Annotated in this window: 14 protein-coding genes and 1 pseudogene (1 of these 15 running past the window's edge); 10 read left to right on the top strand and 5 right to left on the bottom strand. The window is 60.6% G+C overall.

Annotation, left to right across the window (positions count from 1 at the left end; translation table 11 throughout):
* Window positions 1-586: the 5' portion of a YigZ family protein gene (locus ACTG2B_RS00320; RefSeq protein ID WP_439995009.1), read on the bottom strand. It extends 32 nt beyond the left edge of the window; only the first 586 of its 618 coding nucleotides appear in the window; the start codon lies at window positions 584-586; its stop codon lies beyond the left edge, outside the window.
* Entirely contained in the window at window positions 586-1,908 is a 1,323-nt protein-coding gene (gene pepQ, locus ACTG2B_RS00315; protein ID WP_129504971.1) for a Xaa-Pro dipeptidase, read from the bottom strand. Before pepQ ends, ACTG2B_RS00320 begins: the two co-directional genes overlap by 1 nt.
* A gap of 191 nt (window positions 1,909-2,099) precedes the next feature.
* Between pepQ and ACTG2B_RS00310 the strand changes: the two genes are divergently transcribed.
* The 6 genes from ACTG2B_RS00310 (at window position 2,100) to ACTG2B_RS00285 (ending at window position 11,260) form a co-directional block, all read left to right on the top strand.
* A complete protein-coding gene (locus tag ACTG2B_RS00310) occupies window positions 2,100-4,037 on the top strand; it encodes an acetoacetate--CoA ligase (RefSeq protein WP_429202876.1) in 1,938 nt (645 codons plus the stop codon).
* A gap of 204 nt (window positions 4,038-4,241) precedes the next feature.
* Window positions 4,242-6,389: a fatty acid oxidation complex subunit alpha FadB gene (gene fadB / locus ACTG2B_RS00305; protein ID WP_374809789.1), complete on the top strand. Its 2,148-nt coding sequence runs from the start codon at window positions 4,242-4,244 to the stop codon at window positions 6,387-6,389.
* A 21-nt stretch (window positions 6,390-6,410) separates the two neighbouring features.
* Window positions 6,411-7,574, top strand: a complete 1,164-nt coding sequence (gene fadA, locus ACTG2B_RS00300; protein WP_005342451.1) for an acetyl-CoA C-acyltransferase FadA — start codon at window positions 6,411-6,413, stop codon at window positions 7,572-7,574.
* 278 nt (window positions 7,575-7,852) lie between these two features.
* Entirely contained in the window at window positions 7,853-8,575 is a 723-nt protein-coding gene (locus ACTG2B_RS00295; protein WP_005339475.1) for a response regulator, read from the top strand.
* Window positions 8,572-10,017 carry an ATP-binding protein gene (locus ACTG2B_RS00290; RefSeq protein WP_005339474.1) on the top strand — a complete coding sequence of 482 codons (1,446 nt, stop codon included), beginning with the start codon at window positions 8,572-8,574 and terminating at the stop codon, window positions 10,015-10,017. Before ACTG2B_RS00295 ends, ACTG2B_RS00290 begins: the two co-directional genes overlap by 4 nt.
* 4 nt (window positions 10,018-10,021) lie before the next feature.
* Window positions 10,022-11,260, top strand: coding sequence for an ABC transporter substrate-binding protein (locus tag ACTG2B_RS00285; protein WP_439995008.1), 1,239 nt, complete (start codon window positions 10,022-10,024; stop codon window positions 11,258-11,260).
* Window positions 11,261-11,333: 73 nt separating this feature from the next.
* On the opposite strand, the gene ACTG2B_RS00280 is transcribed toward ACTG2B_RS00285, so the two are convergent.
* Complete coding sequence (locus tag ACTG2B_RS00280; protein ID WP_005339471.1) at window positions 11,334-11,525, bottom strand: hypothetical protein; 192 nt, start codon at window positions 11,523-11,525, stop codon at window positions 11,334-11,336.
* A 169-nt stretch (window positions 11,526-11,694) separates the two neighbouring features.
* Here ACTG2B_RS00280 and tusA point away from each other — a divergent pair, with 169 nt between their 5' ends.
* Complete coding sequence (tusA, locus tag ACTG2B_RS00275) at window positions 11,695-11,940, top strand: sulfurtransferase TusA (RefSeq protein ID WP_005342448.1); 246 nt, start codon at window positions 11,695-11,697, stop codon at window positions 11,938-11,940.
* A gap of 22 nt (window positions 11,941-11,962) precedes the next feature.
* Window positions 11,963-12,310: a RidA family protein gene (locus ACTG2B_RS00270; protein WP_439995007.1), complete on the top strand. Its 348-nt coding sequence runs from the start codon at window positions 11,963-11,965 to the stop codon at window positions 12,308-12,310.
* Window positions 12,311-12,447: 137 nt separating this feature from the next.
* Here the strand turns inward: ACTG2B_RS00270 and ACTG2B_RS00265 are convergent, their stop codons facing one another.
* Together ACTG2B_RS00265 and ACTG2B_RS00260 are read right to left on the bottom strand one after the other, a co-directional pair.
* A complete protein-coding gene (locus tag ACTG2B_RS00265; protein WP_201910524.1) occupies window positions 12,448-13,104 on the bottom strand; it encodes an OmpA family lipoprotein in 657 nt (218 codons plus the stop codon).
* Window positions 13,105-13,233: 129 nt separating this feature from the next.
* A pseudogene (locus tag ACTG2B_RS00260) lies at window positions 13,234-13,822 on the bottom strand (DNA-3-methyladenine glycosylase I).
* A 222-nt stretch (window positions 13,823-14,044) separates the two neighbouring features.
* Between ACTG2B_RS00260 and glyQ the strand changes: the two are divergent.
* Entirely contained in the window at window positions 14,045-14,968 is a 924-nt protein-coding gene (gene glyQ, locus ACTG2B_RS00255) for a glycine--tRNA ligase subunit alpha (protein WP_005339464.1), read from the top strand.
* A gap of 9 nt (window positions 14,969-14,977) precedes the next feature.
* A complete protein-coding gene (gene glyS, locus ACTG2B_RS00250) occupies window positions 14,978-17,047 on the top strand; it encodes a glycine--tRNA ligase subunit beta (RefSeq protein ID WP_439995006.1) in 2,070 nt (689 codons plus the stop codon).
* Window positions 17,048-17,219: the final 172 nt, after the last annotated feature.

Here is a 17,219-nt window from a genome sequence, read left to right as displayed (position 1 = left end):
CATGAGTCCGGTCGGTCAATTCACGGTCCACCTGAGCCCAAACCGAGGACTCCCACGCCACCTGCAAGGTGACCTGCTGACCGTAATCCGCCGCCAGCAATTCGCCATTATGGCTGCTGATCAGCGACTCGACCGTCCCCATGTCACCGTAATCGCAGTGAATGAGAGAGGGAGTGCGTGGCACCTTGAGCAGGGTGGGCAGTTGCTTGAGGGCGGCACCGACGCCGCCTCCATAGGCTTTGACCAGCCCACCGGTGCCAAGCTGGATACCGCCGTAGTAACGCACCACCACGGCACAGATTTCACCGATCCCCGAACCCATCAGCTGGGCCAGGATCGGTTTGCCCGCGGTACCGGACGGTTCGCCATCATCGCTGAAGCCGTAAACCTGGCTATCTTGCGGCGCGCCCGCCACAAAGGCCCAGCAGTGGTGGCGAGCGGCCGGATGTTGGCGCTTGATCTCGTTGACCCACACCTTGGCCGCCTCGACGGTCGGGGTGTGGGCGATCAGGGTAATGAAGCGACTCTTCTTTATCTCTTCGGTCAACTCCAGCGGGGCAGCCGGAATGGAGTACGCTGCCGCCATCAGAGTCCTGCTTGTCTGGTCATGTTTTCCACCCCGTTAGCGTGCAGCACCACGTTGTCTTCGATGCGGATGCCGCCGAACGGCCGCAGCGCCTCCACCTTGTTCCAGTTGACCCGCTTGCCCTGTTCGCCCTGACGCAGCGGCTCCAGCAAACTGTCGATGAAGTAGAGGCCCGGCTCGATGGTGAACACCTGACCCACCTCCATCACCCGGGTGCAGCGCAGATAGGGGAACAGCTCGGGCGCCGCCAGGTGGGTGCCGCGCTCATCCTGCATGAAACCGCCCGCATCGTGTACCTGCAAACCGAGGAAGTGGCCGAGGCCGTGGGGGAAGAAGACGTTGGTCACCCCGGTGTTGATCATCTCGTCCACCGACATGTCCACCAGCTCGGTGGCTTGCAGCAGGCGCGCCAGCTTGTGGTGCATCTGCAGGTGCAGCTCGCTGTAGCGGCGTCCCGGTTTGATCTCCTTGATGATCTCCTGCTGCTGCTCGTCGAGGGCTGCAATCAGATCGGCGAACTCGCCACGCCGCCACGCCCAGGTGCGGGTGATGTCGGAGGCATAACCGTGAAAATCGACGCCGGCATCGATCAGGAAAGAGTGACGTTCCGCATCGGGCACCCGCACAGCGGACAAATGGGTGTAGTGAAGGATGGCCGCGTTGCGGTTGATGGCGACGATATTGCCGTAGGGCGCCTCATTGGCCCCCTGCCCGACCGCCTTCATGTAGGCCAGATTGATCTCGAACTCGCTCGCCCCCGCCATAAAGGAGTCCTTGGCGGCGATATGGCCGCGTACCCCGATCCGGTTCGCCTCGCGCAGACACTCCAGCTCATAGGGGGTCTTGTAGGCGCGGTGATAGTGCAGGTAGTTGAGCACCGCCTCGGGATTGGGCTGGGTCAGCCCCAGCAGCTCGGCCACTTCCAGATGACCGCCCAGATAGGCCCACTCCTGCTTGTTGGCTGGTAGATGGTCGGCCACCTGTTCCGGCCGGGTCAGGAAACGGATATCGAAGAACTCGACCCAGAAGGCATTGGGCAGATCCGCTACCTTGTGCCAGAAATCGACCGGGCGGTAGAACAGCAATACCGGTTTGTTCACCCCGTCCACCAGCAGCCAGCAGTGGGGATTGTCCAGCACCGGCAACCAGGCCTTGAAGTGGGGGTTTACCTTGAACGGGTAATCCTGATCATCGAGGAAGATGCGGTGGGTCTGGCCGGAGTGGATGGCCAGTCCGCTGAGCCCCTGTTGTTGCAGAATGTCGCGGGTGCGCTGCTGCAAGGTATCGAGGTGCTGGGCAAAAAGTTGGCTGTAGCTGCTCATGGCGTCCTGCTCCGAGGTGAATGTGATTGCAGCATAACATCAAGCGCTTGGCGGCTCGACCCGTCAAGCTGCCGCTTCGTGAGGTAACGCATACGTTACAAACGTGTTTGTTATCAACAGAGAACCAATCATTAACAAATTAAAAACAATTCAATACACTGCCGGTAGATACATGAAGTCAGGGATTACTCATGGACAACCTCTGCCTCTGGCAACCGGATCCGCTCGGGATGCAGCAATCCAACCTCTACCGTTTTATGGCGGAGGTGAACCGTTTCCACGGCTTGCAGTTGCAGAACTACCCGCAGCTTTATCAATGGTCGGTGGAGAAGACCACCCGTTTCTGGCCACTGGTGTGGCAGCACTGCGGCGTCAAGGGCGAGCTCGGCAACATAGTGGCGGAGAACCGTCAGGATATGCAGCGCACCCGCTGGTTCCCCGACAGCCGCCTCAACTTCGCCGAAAACCTGCTGCGCCGCCAGGACGAGAGCCCGGCCATCATCTCCCGCATCGAAGGTAGCCCAAGTCGCACTCTGAGCTGGGGTGAACTGGGGGAACAGGTTGCTCGGCTGGCTCAGTGGCTGCGTCATCAGGGGATTGGTCGTGGCGATGTGGTCGCCGCCTATCTGCCCAATATTCCGGAAACCGTGGTTGCCATGCTGGCAACCACCAGCCTCGGAGCAATCTGGACCTCCACCAGCCCCGACTTTGGCGAGGCTAGCGTGGTGGAGCGCTTCGGCCAGACCCGGCCGCGGGTGCTGTTTGCGGTGGATGGCTATCGCCACAACGGCAAGGCCATCGATATTCAGGACAAAGTGGCAAGGGTCGTCAGCCAGATCGACAGCATAGAGCAGACGGTGATGATCCCCCTGCTCGGCAACCCGCTGCAGCTTGGCCACGACTGGCAGCAGCTCCTGGCGAGCCAACACGATGCCCAGCTCACCTTCGAGCCGATGGCCTTCAATGATCCGCTCTATATCCTCTACTCCTCCGGTACCACCGGCAAACCCAAGTGCATCGTGCACGGCATCGGCGGTACCCTGCTGCAACATCTGAAAGAGCACCAGCTGCACTGCGACATCAAGCCGGGGGAGCGGATCTTCTACTTCACCACCTGCGGCTGGATGATGTGGAACTGGCTGGTGAGCGCCCTCGCCTCCGGCGCCACCCTGGTGCTCTATGACGGCTCGCCGTTTTATCCGGATGGCAATGTGCTGTGGGATCTGGCCCGCGACGAGCAGGTCAGCTTGTTCGGCACCTCGGCCAAGTATCTCGATGCGCTGCACAAGCAAGGTTATGCTCCCATCAAGAGCCACGATTTGCCGCACTTGCGATTGATCTGCAGTACCGGCTCCGTGCTGTCGCCGGAGGGGTTCGACTACGTCTACCAGCAGATAAAGCAGGATGTGCAGCTCAGCTCCATCTCCGGCGGCACCGATATCTGCTCCTGCTTCGTCATCGGCAACCCGCTCAGCCCCGTCTATCGCGGCGAGAGCCAGGGGCGTGGTCTCGGTCTCGCGGTGCAGGTGTTCAACGAAGCGGGCCAGCCGGTGCAGGGGGAGAAGGGCGAGCTGGTCTGCACCAAGCCGTTCCCGGCCCAGCCCATCTACTTCTGGGGCGACGAGAATGGCGACAAGTACCACGCAGCCTACTTCGAGCGGTTCGACAACATCTGGTGCCACGGCGACTGGATCGAGCTGACCCCGACCGGTGGCATTCTGTTCTACGGCCGCTCCGACGCTACCCTCAACCCGGGCGGCGTGCGCATCGGCACCAGCGAGATCTATCGCTATGTTGAACAACTCGACGAGGTGGAGGAGAGCATCGTCATCGGCCAGCAATGGCAGCAGGACGAGCGGGTGGTGCTGTTCGTCAAGCTCAAGGCGGGTTGCAAGCTGGATGAGCCTCTGCGCGAGCGGATCCGCCAGCAAATAAAGCAGCACTGCACCGCCCGCCACGTGCCCGCCCGCATCCTGCAGGTGGATGCCATCCCTCGCACCAAGTCCGGCAAGATCGTCGAACTGGCGGTGCGGGAGGTGGTGCACAACCGGCCCGTCAACAACACCCACGCCCTCGCCGATCCCGAGGTGCTGAACCAGTATCGCAACCGGCCGGAACTGGCCAGTTGATAACAAACTCATATTCATCCGAGGCGCCACAAGGCGCCTCTCTTTTGCCCGTTTTGTGATGAAGAGCTTTTACTCGAGATCTGTTAAACAAATGTTTTAAATAGGTGTTGAAAATGTCTCCTTTTGGATCAATAGTGAGCCTCGCCCCCTGCTGGGGATAAAGGAGCACCACTCCCCACTGAGTGGGAACAAGGAGACACTCTCATGATCTACCAAGGCGAAACCCTGTCGGTCAGCTACCTCGAAAACGGCATCGCCGAGCTGAGGTTTGATGCCCCGGGTTCAGTCAACAAGCTGGATCGCGCTACCCTGCTCTCCCTGAGCGAAGCGATCGCCGCATTACAACAAGAACGTGAACTAAAAGGTCTGATCCTCACCTCTGGCAAAGACGCCTTTATCGTCGGTGCCGACATTACCGAATTCCTGGAACTGTTCGATCTGCCGCAAGAAGATCTGCTCGGCTGGCTGAAAAAGGCCAACGACATCTTCAATGCCATCGAAGATCTGCCGGTTCCGACCCTCTCCGCCATCAAGGGCCACGCCCTGGGCGGCGGCTGCGAGACCATTCTCTCCACCGACTTCCGTCTGGCTGACACCACAGCCAAAATCGGCCTGCCCGAGACCAAACTCGGCATCATGCCGGGCTTTGGCGGCACCGTCCGTCTGCCGCGGGTGATCGGCGCTGACAACGCGCTTGAGTGGATCACCACCGGCAAGGATTACCGTGCCGATGACGCCCTCAAGGTGGGTGCCATCGATGCAGTAGTCGCCCCTGACGCGCTGCAGAGTGCTGCGCTGCAGATGATCAAGGACGCCATCGCGGGCAAGCTGGACTGGCAGAGCCGTCGTGCCGCCAAGAAAGCCCCGCTACGCCTCTCCAAACTGGAAGCCATGATGAGCTTCACCACCGCCGCCGGCATGGTTGCCGCCGTGGCGGGCAAACACTATCCGGCGCCGATGACCGCGGTGAAAACCGTCGAAGCCGCTGCAGGCATGGGCCGTGACGAGGCTCTGGTGGCCGAAGCACAGGGCTTTATCAAGCTGGCCAAGACCGATGTCGCCAAGGCACTGGTCGGTATCTTCCTGAATGATCAGCACATCAAGGCGCTGGCCAAGAAGGCTGCCAAACAGGCAAGCAAGGCCACCGGCCACGCCGCCGTACTGGGTGCCGGCATCATGGGGGGCGGCATCGCCTACCAGTCTGCCAGCAAGGGCATTCCGGCGGTGATGAAGGACATCAACGAGAAGGCGCTGGCACTTGGCATGGGTGAAGCCACCAAGCTGCTCAACGGCCAGCTCGAAAAGGGTCGCATCGACGGCATCAAGATGGGCCAGGTGCTCTCTGCCATCACTCCGACCCTCAGCTATGACAACGTCAAGCATGTGGACGTCGTGGTCGAAGCCGTGGTCGAGAATCCCAAGGTGAAAGCCGCCGTACTGGGCGAAGTGGAAGGCATTATCGGTGACGACGCCGTGCTCGCCAGCAACACCTCCACCATTCCCATCTCTCTGCTGGCCAAAGGGCTGAAGCGCCCGCAGAACTTCTGCGGCATGCACTTCTTCAACCCGGTGCACCGCATGCCACTGGTGGAGATCATCCGCGGCGAGCAGACCTCCGATGAAACCATCAACCGCGTGGTGGCCTATGCCGCCGCCATGGGCAAGTCCCCGGTGGTGGTCAACGACTGCCCGGGCTTCTTCGTCAACCGCGTGCTGTTCCCCTACTTCTTCGGCTTCAACAAGCTGGTCGCCGATGGCGCCGACTTTGCCGCCGTCGACAAGGTAATGGAGAAGGAGTTTGGCTGGCCGATGGGCCCCGCCTACCTGCTGGACGTGGTCGGCATCGACACCGGTCACCATGCCGGCGACGTGATGGCGCAGGGCTTCCCGGCGCGCATGAGCAAGGAAGGTCGCACCGCCATCGACGTGATGTACGAGGTCAACCGCTTCGGTCAGAAGAACGGCAAGGGCTTCTACGCCTACGAGCAGGACAAGAAGGGCAAGCCGAAGAAGGTGGCTGACGCAGCTAGCTACGAGCTGCTGGCCCCCATTGCCAAGCCGAAACAGGATTTCGACAAGGACGCCATCATCGCTCGCATGATGATCCCGATGATCAACGAGGTGGTGCTCTGTCTGGAAGAGGGCATTGTTGCCACGCCAGCCGAAGCCGACATCGCACTGGTCTACGGTCTGGGCTTCCCTCCCTTCCGCGGCGGCGTGTTCCGCTATCTGGACACTATCGGTCTGGATCGCTACGTAGCCATGGCCGACCAGTATGCCGACTTGGGCCCGCTCTACCGCGTCAGCGACCGCTTACGCGAGATGGCCGCCCAGGGCAAAACCTTCTACTGATTGCGGAAAGGAGATCCATTCATGAAAGACGTAGTCATTGTCGACTGTATCCGGACCCCGATGGGCCGGTCCAAGGGCGGCGCCTTCCGCAACGTGCGTGCAGAAGATCTGTCCGCGCACCTGATGAAATCCATCCTGCTGCGCAACCCCAACCTCGACCCGAACGAGATCGAGGATATCTACTGGGGCTGCGTGCAGCAGACCCTGGAGCAGGGCTTCAACATCGCCCGCAACGCCGCGCTGCTGGCCGGTATTCCGAAGCAGGTGGGGGCGGTCACCGTCAACCGTCTGTGCGGCTCAAGCATGCAGGCGCTGCATGACGCCTCCCGCGCCATTCAGGTGGGTGATGGGGATATCTTCATCATCGGCGGCGTCGAGCACATGGGTCACGTGCCGATGAGCCACGGCGTTGACTTCCATCCTGGCATGGCCAAGTCGGTGGCGAAAGCCTCCGGCATGATGGGGTTGACCGCCGAGATGCTCGGCAAGCTGCACGGCATCAGCCGTCAGCAGCAGGACGAGTTTGCCGCCCGCTCCCACCGCCGCGCTCACGCGGCCACCGTGGAGGGGCGTTTTGCCAAGGAGATCGTCGGGCTGGAAGGCCATGACGCCAGCGGCGCCCGCTTCTTCTACGACTACGACGAGGTGATTCGCCCGGAGACCACGGTCGAAACCCTGAGCCAGCTGCGCCCGGTGTTTGACCCGGTCAACGGCACCGTCACCGCCGGCAGCTCCTCGGCCCTGTCCGATGGTGCCGCCGCCATGCTGGTGATGAGCGCGGATCGCGCCAAGGCCCTCGGCCTCACGCCGCGCGCCAAGGTACGTGCCATGGCCATCGCCGGCTGTGACGCCGCCATCATGGGTTACGGCCCGGTGCCGGCCACCCAGAAGGCGCTCAAGCGTGCCGGTCTGACTGTCGGTGATATCGACCTGTTCGAGCTGAACGAGGCGTTTGCCGCCCAGTCCCTGCCCTGCGTGAAGGATCTGGGTCTGCAGGATCTGGTGGACGAGAAGGTAAACCTGAACGGTGGCGCCATTGCGCTGGGTCACCCGCTCGGCTGCTCCGGCGCCCGCATCTCCACCACCCTCATCAATCTGATGGAGGAGAAGGATGCCACCCTGGGGGTTGCCACCATGTGTATCGGTCTGGGCCAGGGCATCGCCACCGTGTTTGAACGGGTGTGATAACCAGCCTGATCGACGAGATGCACTACTGAGAGTTGTCCCTTTTCGGGGCCAGTCTGACTGGCCCCTTTTCAAGTCTGTGACGATCGCCACACGGGGTGCTCGTCAGTGGTCAGAAGCTGTCTGTTGGCCGTCCCGTTTGGGTCGGCCTTTTTTCGTTTTAATCTTATCAATAGGCTGTTATTGCCTTAAACCTCACATTAGATAGGGGGCTTGCTTGCTTTTTACTCCCCCGACAGGTTCAATCTGCACAAAAAAATGGGTGGATGCACATACATATGTCAATGAGCAAACAACTGCTGATCGTCGATGACGACCAAGAGATCCGCGAGCTGCTCAATGAGTACCTGACCCGGGCGGGCTTTCAGGTATTGACGGCGGCGGAGGGCAATGAGATGCGCCAGCAACTCGCCCAGCACAGCCCGGACCTGATTATTCTGGACATCATGATGCCCGGCGAGGATGGTTTTACCCTCTGCCAGCAGATCCGTCGTGACTCCCAGGTGCCCATCATCATGCTGACCGCCGCCTCCGACGAAGCGGATCGGGTGATCGGTCTGGAACTGGGCGCCGACGACTATATCGCCAAGCCGTTCAGCCCCCGCGAACTGCAGGCCCGCATCAAGGCACTGCTGCGCCGCGCCGAATTCCGCCAGCCGGAAAAAGAGAAAGAGCCAAGCCGCCGCCTGCGTTTTGCCGAGTGGACCCTCGACACCCTGAGCCACCAGCTGACCCATGATGATGGCAGCCTGCTGGATCTCTCCGGCAGCGACGCCATGCTGCTCGGCATGTTCCTGCAACAGCCCGGCGTGGTGCTGGATCGGGACACCATCTCGGATGCCACCCGCGGCCGCGAAAGCCTGCCGATGGAGCGCGGTATCGACGTACAGATCAGCCGTCTGCGCCAGAAGCTGGGTGACAACGGCAAGAGCCCGCGCATCATCAAAACCATTCGCGGCAGTGGCTACATGCTGATTGCCGAGGTGCACGAGCTGCCATGAGCAACAAGTGGTCCTGGGGGGCACTGGTGCCCCGCTCCCTGTTGTCACGGATGATCCTGCTGCTGTTGCTGGCCATCCTGCTCTCCCAGACCATTCTGACCGGCATCTGGATGCAGCAGATCCAGAAGCGGGAACTGGAGGGGATGCTCAGCACCACCCGCAACCTCGCCATGTCTGCCGCTTCCACCGTCAACTTCTTCAAATCCCTGCCGCTGCAGTATCGCCATATCGCGCTGGACCAACTGCGCAACATGGGGGGCAGCCGCTTCTTCGTCTCGCTCAACGAGGAGGAGATCCACATCAACGCCATCCCCGACAGCGAACGCAAGACGCAGGTGCTGGAGGAGGTTCAGGGAGTGCTGACCCGCAAGCTCTCCGACGCCATGGCGATCAAGGTGGACTTCTCCCGACCCGATGACCTCCACGTCTTCAACAACGACACCCTGCTGGCAGATCTCCCCTCCTCCTGGGCCCGTTACACCCTGTCGCTGGAACCGCTCAATCCACCGGTACTGGTGACCCAGATCGAGATTGAAAAGGGGGAGTGGCTCTATCTGGCGGCCCTGCTGCCCGCCCCCTACATGACCCTCGACGATACCGTGATGCCAAGCAACCAGGTGCGTTTCATCGCCCTGATGACGGTGTTCCTCTGCTTCTTCACCTTTATGCTGGTGCGCTGGCAGACCCGCCCGCTGCGCCGTCTCGCCAAGGCGGCGGTGAATCTCGGCAAGGATATCGACCAGCCTTCGCTCAAAGAGGAAGGAGCATCGGAAATCGTGGCGGCGACCCGCGCCTTCAACATCATGCAGCACCGCATTCGTCGCTATATCGATGATCGGGAACGGCTGTTCAGCTCCATCTCCCACGATCTCAAGACCCCTATCACCCGACTGCGGCTGCGGGTCGAACTGCTCGATGACGAGGTACAGATCGCCAAGTTCAACAAGGATCTCGACGAGCTGGAGCTGATGGTGAAAGGGGCGCTGCAGACGGTCAAAGAGACCGACATTCACGAGAATATCGAGGAGATCGACATCAACGCCCTGCTTGAACAGATGGCGGAGTCGATGAACCTGCACGACGAGCGACTGACCATCGAAGGGCACTGCAAGTGGCCCTATCGCGGCAAGCTGCTGGCGCTCAAGCGCTGCATCGGCAATCTGGTGGACAACGGTATCAAGTACGGCCAGCGGGTTCGCATCATCATCATGGATGACGAGGAGATGCTGATCCTCTTCATAATGGATGAGGGCCCCGGCCTGCCGGACGATCAGTTCGAGCGCATCTTCGAGCCCTATTACCGGCTCAGCACCGATCAGGCCGGCACCGGCCTCGGCCTTGGCATCGCCCGCAACATTGCCCACGCCCACGGTGGCGATCTGGTGCTGGAAAACCGTCCGCAAGGTGGCCTGCAGGCCACGCTCTCCCTACCAAGGCAGTAACCTTATGAAGTGGTTGTCTTTTTCTGTCATCGCCCTGCTCTCTGCTCCCGTTGCCGCCTCCCAGGTGGAGGTACTGCACTGGTGGACCTCCGGCGGCGAAGCGAAAGCGGTCGAAGTGCTCAAATCCGAGTGGACCAGACAGGGCAACCAGTGGAACGACTTCGCGGTACAGGGCGGCGGCGGCAAGAGCGCCATGACGGTATTGAAGAGCCGGGCGCTGGCGGCCAACCCGCCCGAAGCGGCCCACCTCAAGGGTTACGAGCTCAAGGAGTGGGCCGGGCTTGGCTTCCTGCGCGATCTCACCCCCATGGCCGAACACCTCGGCTGGTACAGTCAGATGCCGCCCATGGTACGTGCCACCCTCAGCCAGAATGGCGCCCTGATGGCGGTGCCCACCGGCATCCACCGGGTCAACTGGCTGTGGCTCAACCGCAAGATCTTCGAGCGCAACAAGCTGACTCCGCCCACCAGCTGGGCCCAGTTTGTCACCGTCGCCGACCAGCTTAAAACACGGGGCATCACCCCGCTCGCCATTGGCAACGAGCCCTGGCAGCTGGCAGTACTGTTTGAAACGGTGGCACTCGGTGAGGGCGGTAAAGAATTCTATCGCAAGGCGTTCCTCGAGCAGGACAGCGCCACCCTGACCGGCCCCGACATGGTGCGGGTGTTGACTCGTTTCCAGCAGCTGCGCGCCTATGTGCCGCAAAAATACGCCGGTCTGAAGTGGCATCAGGCCACCAATCTGCTGGAGAGCGGTGGCGCCGCCATGCAGGTGATGGGCGACTGGGTGAAAGGGGAGCTGAGTGCCGGTAACTACCGGCCGGGGGAGGATATCGCCTGTCTGCCGAGCCCGGGCAGCGCCGGACTGTTCAGCTACAACCTCGACTCCATCGCCATGTTCAAACAGCGGGATCCGGCCCAGTTGCAGGCGCAGGGGGATCTGGCCCAACTACTGATGACGCCGCAATTCCAGGAGGAGTTCAATCGGGTGAAGGGGTCTATCCCGGCGCTGACCAATCCCGACATGAGCAAGTTCGACCGCTGCGCCGTCCGTTCCTATCAGGATTTCCTGCTGGCGGAAAAGCAGGACAATCTGCTGCCCAGCATGGCAGAGGGGATGGCCACTCCCACCAATATGCGTCAGGCGATTCTGGATGTGCTGAGCAACTTCTTCAACGATCCCAAAGCCAACCCGCAGCAGACAGCGCTGCATCTGGAGCGGGCGATGCGCTCGACCCGCTGATCCGGGCTACTGGCCAATCGACAGAAATGACAAAGGCGGATTGCTCCGCCTTTGTTGTTGAATCGTCATCAAGTCAGGATTGATCGTTTTCGTCCTCATCCTCGTCATAGTAATCGCTGAGCTCGATCCAGAGCCCCAGCCCGACCATCACCATGGAACCGAACCAGGTACCGGTATTCCCGATCGGGCTGCCCATCACTATCATGGCGAAGGACAAGAACCCCATGCCTGCATAGGCCTGCAATCTGCCGTAGGAGACCTGCATATTCACCTCCTTGTTGAATATGGTTCAATTTTTATATTACTCGTCCGGCAGGCGCTGGATAGTCCGCAATAACATTTCGGTTACATATGCTGTTAGACAGGCCAATGGTTTGCTTATTTTTTAGCCCTGAGTATCATTGGCAGCCGAATAGGTTGAAGGTTGATGATAGATGAGTGATTTATTCTGCGATGCAACTCACGAGTTGGACGCAATCGGGCTTCGTTGCCCGGAGCCTGTGATGATGGTGCGTAAAAAAGTGCGGCTGATGGCTGACGGGGAGACCCTGCTGGTCAGTGCCGACGATCCCTCAACCACCCGCGACATCCCCAGTTTCTGCCGCTTTATGGATCACACTCTGGTCGCCAGCGAGACAGAGCAGGCCCCCTACCGTTATCTGATCCGCAAGGGTCAATAATTCCCCGTATCCGGAGCACGCCATGACAACCATTACCCGAATCGGCACCACCCAGCGTTGGTCTGACGTCGTCATTCACAACGGCACCCTCTATGTGGTAGAAGTCCCCGTCAGCGAAGAGTCCGACATCCACCAGCAGACCCGCGAAGTGCTGACCAGCCTGCAACGCCTGCTGGAAGCCAACGGCTCCGGCGTCGACAAGATCCTGATGGCCAATATCTATCTCAAAGACATTCAGGACATCGCTGCCTTCAACGAGCTATGGGATGCCTGGATCCCGGCAGGCACCGCACCGGTACGCGCCTGTGTACAAGCCCGTCTGGCCCACGAAGGCTATAAGGTGGAAGTGCAGCTGACTGCGGCTGTCTAAGAGGCGGTTCTTCCCCTCATCCCCGGCCCTTCTCCCACAAGGGGAGCAAAGAACAAGGAGCCATTGCTCGCAACGGCTCCAATAGAAAGGCCCCGCCATCACTGGCGGGGCCTTTTCGTTACCGAAACCCGAGCGACTTAGGCAGTCGGGGTCAGGGTAATGGTGACGCGGCGGTTCTGGGCTTTGCCGGCTGCGGTGCTGTTGGTGGCAATCGGCTGATCCGGGCCAACACCAGTGGTAGCAATACGGCTGCCTGCAACACCCTGACCAATCAGCTGGGCGGCAACGGCATCGGCACGCTCACGGGAGAGCTTCATGTTCAGATCGCGGGAACCAGTGCTGTCGGTGTGACCGACTACGTTCAGGCGAGTCTTGTCGAACTCGGCAACCACCATAGCCACGCCGGACAGGGTGTTGGCGCCGGCCGCTTTCAGCTGGGAGCTGGAGCTGTCGAAGGTGACGTTGTTCGGCATGTTGAGGATCAGATCGTTGCCATTACGGGTAACGCTGACGCCAGTGCCCTGCAGCTTCTCGCGCAGCTTGGCCTCCTGCACATCCATGTAGTAACCGATACCGCCACCCAGCGCGGCACCGGCGGCCACGCCAGTCAGGATACCCTTCTTGCGGTCACCCTTGCTGGAGGAGAGCGCGCCTACTGCGGCACCGGCAGCGGCGCCAGCCAGCGCGCCCCAGGCACCTTTGGAGGTCTGGGATTCACCTGTGTAGGGGTTGGTGGTACAGCCGCTCAGGGCAACGGTCAGTGCCAGAGCAGGCACCAGGATCTTGGCTCGCATGAAAAAACCTCTGTGAAAACAATCCGGCACCATGCCGGGGGCCGGATTGTAACGCGCTGGCACGCCATTGTCTGACGCAAGCCTGAACAGATGGCGAGAGTGATGTTTTTTTGGCCAATCGGCGGGTCGTCAGCGCGGTAACTGACACTCGGCGTGACAAGGACAGCTGACCAGATGATCGTTCACCATCCCCACCGCCTGCATAAAGGCGTAACAGATGGTGCTGCCGACGAAGTTGAAGCCGAGCTTCTTGAGCGCTTTCGACATGGCATCCGACTCCGGCGAGGTCGCCGGAATATCGCCCTGCCGCTGGTTGACGATTGCCCTGCCGCTGGTTGACGATGGGGGCGCCGCCAACAAAGCCCCACAGGTAGTCGGCGAAGTCGATCCCCTGCTCCTGCAACGCCAGATAAGCGCGGGCATTTCTGATGATCGACTGCACCTTGAGCCGGTTACGGATGATGCCGGTGTCCTGCATCAGCCGCTCCACATCCTGCTCGTCGAAGCGGGCAATCTGCACCGGATCAAAGTCGGCATAGGCGCGATGGTAGCTCTCGGTGCGCTTGAGGATGGTGATCCACGACAGCCCCGCCTGCTGGCCGTCGAGGCAGAGCTTGGCAAACAGCTCGCGGGCGTCATAGACCGGCCTGCCCCATTGTTTGTCATGGTATTCGATGTATTCCGGGTCCCTGGTCACCCAGGCGCAGCGCAGTTCCATTTCCTCTCCCTCGTTATTTCAGCAGTTTGCCCAACCCTGCCCACTCCGCAGGCGGCACTGCTCACATCATATACCGGACATCCCGCCCGACCAGCCATGGCGCAGCACCATCCCGCGAATCCGCTGCAATTTCGCCTATTATCCGACCATGCCAGACGGTATACTCCCTCGGTTCACATTCAGCAAATCTTGCTCTGATTTTCACTTCGCGCGAAAAAAATTATGCAAAAATTCGATGTCAAAACCTTTCAGGGCCTGATCCTGCAGCTGCAGGACTATTGGTCCCGCCAGGGCTGTACCATCATTCAGCCGCTGGATATGGAAGTGGGTGCCGGTACTTCCCACCCCATGACCTGTCTGCGTGCCCTGGGCCCGGAGCCCATCGCCTGCGCTTACGTGCAACCGTCCCGCCGTCCGACTGACGGCCGCTACGGTGAAAACCCGAACCGCCTGCAGCACTACTACCAGTTCCAGGTGATCATCAAGCCTTCCCCCGACAACATTCAGGAACTCTATCTGGGCTCCCTGAAAGAGCTGGGCATGGATCCTGAAATCCACGACATCCGCTTCGTGGAAGACAACTGGGAAAACCCGACTCTGGGTGCCTGGGGTCTGGGTTGGGAAGTGTGGCTGAACGGCATGGAAGTGACCCAGTTCACCTACTTCCAGCAAGTTGGCGGCCTCGAGTGCAAGCCGGTCACCGGCGAGATCACCTACGGTCTCGAACGTCTGGCCATGTACATTCAGGGCGTGGACAGCGTCTACGATCTGGTCTGGTCTGACGGCCCGCTGGGCAAGACCACCTACGGCGACGTGTTCCACCAGAACGAAGTGGAGCAATCCACCTACAACTTCGAACACGCCGATGTGGAGTTCCTGTTCCACTGCTTCGAGCAGTACGAGAAGGAAGCCCAGAATCTGCTGGCACTGGAAAAACCGCTGCCGCTGCCTGCCTACGAGCGCATTCTCAAAGCCGCTCACTCCTTCAACCTGCTGGATGCCCGCAAGGCCATCTCGGTCACCGAGCGTCAGCGCTACATCCTGCGCATTCGCACCCTGACCAAGGCCGTGGCAGAGGCATACTACGCCTCCCGCGAAGCGCTGGGCTTCCCGATGTGTCAGCGCAGTGAGAACAAGCAAGGTTAAGGAACGGACATGGCACAACATACATTTCTGGTAGAGATCGGTACTGCTGAGCTGCCGCCCAAAGCCCTGCGCTCCCTGGCCGAAGCCTTTGCCGACAACTTCAAAGCCGAACTGACCAAGGCCGATCTGGCCTTCGGCGACGTCGAGTGGTTTGCTTCACCGCGCCGTCTGGCGCTGAAGGTGAGCGAGCTGGCTGGCGAACAGCCGAGCAAGAGCGTCGAGAAGCGCGGCCCGGCCGTAGCGCAGGCGTTCGATGCCGAAGGCAAGCCGACCAAGGCTGCCGAAGGCTGGGCCCGTGGCAACGGCATCACCGTTGAGCAGGCCGAGCGTCTGGTCACCGACAAGGGCGAGTGGCTGGTTCACACCGCCAAGGTTGAAGGTCGTCCGGCCGTCGATCTGCTGGGCGAGCTGGTTAGCCAAGCACTGGCCAAGCTGCCGATCCCGAAAATGATGCGCTGGGGCGACAAGACCATCCAGTTCGTGCGTCCGGTCTTCACCGTGACCCTGCTGCTGGATGGCGAGCTGGTGCCCGCCCACATTCTGGGTATCAACTCTGCCCGCACCCTTCGCGGCCACCGCTTTATGGGCGAGAGCGAGTTCACCATCGACAACGCCAGCCAGTACCCGCAGATCCTGCAGGAGCGCGGCATGGTGATTGCCGACTTTATGGCGCGCAAAGCCAAGATCAAGGCTGACGTCGAAGCGGCCGCTGCCGCCTTCGGTGGCGTTGCCGATCTAGACGACGCTCTGCTGGAAGAGGTGACTGCACTGGTCGAGTGGCCGGTGGTGCTGACCGCCAACTTCGAAGAGAAGTTCCTGGCCGTGCCGGCTGAAGCGCTGGTGCACACCATGAAGGGTGACCAGAAGTACTTCCCGGTCTACGACAAGAGCGGCAAGCTGCTGCCGAAGTTCATCTTCGTCACCAACATCGAGTCCAAAGACCCGAGCCAGATCATCAGCGGCAACGAGAAGGTGGTTCGCCCCCGTCTCTCAGACGCCGAGTTCTTCTTCAAGACCGACCTCAAGCAGACCCTGGCCTCCCGCCTGCCGCGCCTTGAAACCGTGCTGTTCCAGCAACAGCTGGGCACAGTCAAGGCCAAGGTCGAGCGCATTGAGACCGTCGCCGGCTTTATCGCCGAGCGTATTGGCGCCGATGTGGCTCAGGCCAAGCGTGCCGGTCTGCTCTCCAAGTGTGACCTGATGACCAACATGGTCGGCGAGTTCACCGACACCCAGGGTGTCATGGGGATGCACTACGCCCGTCACGATGGCGAAGACGAAGCAGTGGCCGTGGCCCTCAACGAGCAGTACATGCCGCGCTTTGCCGGTGATGCCCTGCCGTCCGGTCTGGTTGCCTGCGCCGTCGCGCTGGCCGACAAGTTCGACACCCTGGCCGGTATCTTCGGCATCGGCATGCTGCCGAAGGGTGACAAGGACCCGTTCGCCCTGCGTCGCGCCGCCATCGGTGCCCTGCGCATCATGACCGAGAAGCAGCTGGATCTGGATCTGGTTGAACTGGTTGAAGAAGCGGTACGCGTCTACGGCGACAAGCTGACCAACAAAACCGTCGTCACCGACGTGGTCGACTTTATGCTGGGCCGCTTCCGCGCCGCCTATCAGGACGAAGGCATCGGTGCCGACGTGGTGCTGGCCGTACTGGCCCGCCGCCCGACCCGTCCGCTCGACTTCGATCGTCGCGTCAAGGCCGTCAGCCACTTCCGCACGCTGGATGCCGCCCTGGCACTGGCTGCCGCCAACAAGCGCGTGAGCAACATTCTGGCCAAGGTCGAAGGCGAACTGCCGACTGCCGTCAAACCGGAACTGCTGGTCGATGCCGCCGAGAAGGCGCTGGCCACCCAGGTTGCCGAACTGCAAGCCGAACTGGCCCCGCTGTTCGCTGCCGGTGACTATCAGGCTGCCCTCACCCGTCTGGCCGCCCTGCGCGAGCCGGTCGACACCTTCTTCAACGAAGTGATGGTGATGGCCGACGACGAAGCCCTCAAGGCCAACCGTCTGGCACTGCTGAACAACCTGCGCAACCTGTTCCTGCAAGTCGCGGATATCTCCCTGCTGCAGTGATTCTGGTTTAGTAAGTGATATTAAAAACGGCGCCGCAAGGCGCCGTTTTTGTTTGTTCAAAACATTTAAAAAATCTATTTTAAAAATCATTGTCTTAAGCGTTATTGTAACTCTGACCTTTTACTCATATTTTCATGATATCAATTGAATATTATTTGATAAAACGTAAGAA

It is taken from the genome of Aeromonas sp. 30P (assembly GCF_051919805.1).
Lineage (GTDB): Bacteria > Pseudomonadota > Gammaproteobacteria > Enterobacterales > Aeromonadaceae > Aeromonas > Aeromonas veronii.
This window is presented reverse-complemented; position numbering and strand designations above follow the sequence as displayed.